The sequence below is a fragment of the Chamaesiphon sp. GL140_3_metabinner_50 genome (genome assembly GCF_025361915.1).
Lineage (GTDB): Bacteria > Cyanobacteriota > Cyanobacteriia > Cyanobacteriales > Chamaesiphonaceae > Chamaesiphon.
Genome location: NZ_JANYJC010000365.1, coordinates 1 through 2,222, shown reverse-complemented (window position 1 = coordinate 2,222; position 2,222 = coordinate 1). Strand labels below are relative to the sequence as shown.

Annotated in this window: 2 protein-coding genes; one reads left to right on the top strand and one right to left on the bottom strand. The window is 43.2% G+C overall.

Annotated elements, in window-relative coordinates:
• Nucleotides 1–98: 98 nt before the first annotated feature.
• Nucleotides 99–1,262 (bottom strand): response regulator, encoded by a 1,164-nt coding sequence (locus tag Q0R35_RS17940; RefSeq protein WP_295621668.1) that lies wholly within the window; start codon nt 1,260–1,262, stop codon nt 99–101.
• Nucleotides 1,263–1,386: 124 nt separating this feature from the next.
• Between Q0R35_RS17940 and Q0R35_RS17935 the strand changes: the two genes are divergently transcribed.
• Nucleotides 1,387–2,222: CBS domain-containing protein (locus Q0R35_RS17935; RefSeq protein WP_295621666.1), on the top strand; the 836-nt coding region annotated here is incomplete at its 3' end.

The following is a 2,222-nucleotide window of genomic DNA, read 5'->3' as shown; positions in this document are numbered from 1 at the left end:
GAGCAAGTTTTGAAGCTATTTCAACCTGTTTTTAGCTATTAGTAAAAAATGTAAGTATATCTACTATTCACCATTCACCATTCACCATTCACTATTCCCTAAATCCGTTTGAATGTAGGAACGGCTGAATATGTATCGATCGCAGATAAGCTATCTGCGGCTAGTGGTAAAGTTAGGTAAAAAGTTGATGATTCGCCAACGCTACCAGACATCAAAAAGATGCCATCATAAATTTCAACAATTTTTTTAACAATTTTCAAACCTATTTCTAATTCTTTATCTTCACTATCTGATGAATTGAATTCAATCAGTCTAGACATTTCCAGGTCTAAATCTAGTGGATTCGCCGCCTTGTTTGCTTGAATCGACAAGGATATATGAAAAGCATTATCCATGACTTCACCATGAATTTTCACATGAGCGTCTACCGATACACACTCGATTAATTCAGTAACAATCCACTGGAAATGTTCTGGCTTAACTGCCAATCGGACATCTTCAATCTCGCAAACTACGCCAGTCATAAATAATCCAGCAAATTTAGTTGCTAAGCTCTGGTTGAAAATTGGCTTAGGGATCGAAATTTCATGACGATTAGTTTCCGATGTTTCTAACGTCAGTTGTAAGTAGAACCAAAATTTCTCTGTCAAATGCCGTAATTGGCGCACAGCGAGATCGCTAGATTCTAAAATTTTCAGGGTAGCCGGATTAATCGTTTCGATCCGAGCGGTTAGGTGCTTGATGTTATCCGAAATAATATTTAATGGCGCATTGAATTCAGCCGGAAATCCAACAGCTAAATCTAACCTAATTTCATTTAAATTATTGGCTAAAGAATGAATATTATTACGCTGAAGCTTAGAGAAAGATTGAATCCGATCGTGCTGTTTCTTAATCCGCAACATCGAATTGACTCTCGCCCGCAATTCTAAACCATTTACAGGCTTATGGAGAAAATCGTCGGCACCTGCGGCTAGACACCGCGCCAAGTCTTCTTTGCCAGATAAAGCCGTCACCATAATAATCGGGACACCTTGCCATTGCGACATCAGCTTAATCCGCCGACACACCTCAATGCCATTGATACCGGGCATCATCACATCTAGCAAAATCAGATCGGGATCGAACTTATCTAAATATGCGATCGCATCTTCACCACAATTAGCATAGTGCAGCGTGTAGCTTTCATTGGGCAGCAGTGCCTCAATTACGTCAAAGTTATCTGGTTCGTCATCAACAACTAGGATGGAATAGCCGCTCATCTTCATTATTCCCTAATATATTCTCTAGAGTGCCCATTTTCTCGATCGAGCTAACAGGGGGAGATGGGCTTCATTTTCCATCCGATCGAGGGCATTCTAAGAACAGCAGACCTTCACCAAACAAATGCTCGACTCTGTTTCATTCCTTAGCAAGTCCGAACCGAGTGATGCGATCTTTCGCAGTCCGATTGTTGTAACCCCCGATACGAGCGCGATTGCGGCGATCGCACTAATGAACGATATTGATGTGGCGGGTTTGTCTTCAACCGCTGCGAGTCAATTAGTACGATTGCAAATCCAGGCGTGCGCCAGTTGTGTGGCGATCGTCGATCGAGAACACTACATCGGGTTATTAACCGCAGGCGATGTGGTGCGGCTTTGTGCAAGAGGGCAAGATCTCGACAAGCTACCGATTGGAAATGCGATCGGTGCCACTTCAGTGACGCTGAAACTAGCGGATTTTACAGATCTATCGATCGCGATCGATCTGATTCAACGCTATTTCCTGAGCCATTTAGCAGTCGTTGACGATCGCGATCGCCTAGTCGGAATAGTAACATCCGAATTGCTCCAATATCGAGTGGCTGAAGCATTAGCCGCCCAATTGGAGCAATCTGAAGCCGAAAAAGCCGAACTGCTAGAAAATGGTACGCTAGATATCCAAGAATCTGAAACCGAATTAAAAAGGCTCTCAGAACGATTGTCACTATCGCTTAAATCGGCAGCAGTCGGCTGCTGGGAATGGGATATTGTCAACGATGCCTTAATTTGGGACGATCGCACTTACGAACTATTTGGGATAGATCGCACCTTATTTAATACTGAGAACATCTTAACCTATAGTAATTGGGGCGCATGTCTTCACCCCGAAGATCGCCAAGCTGCTGAGGCAAAAATCGGGCAAGTTTTATTCTGTGAGACAGAATTTGAGCTGGAATACCGCGTCATTCATCCCGACGG

What these genes read in the sequence shown, in the direction of transcription:
- Q0R35_RS17940 (WP_295621668.1), bottom strand. Translation starts at nt 1,262, where the DNA reads ATGAGCGGCTATTCCATCCTAGTTGTTGATGACGAACCAGATAACTTT.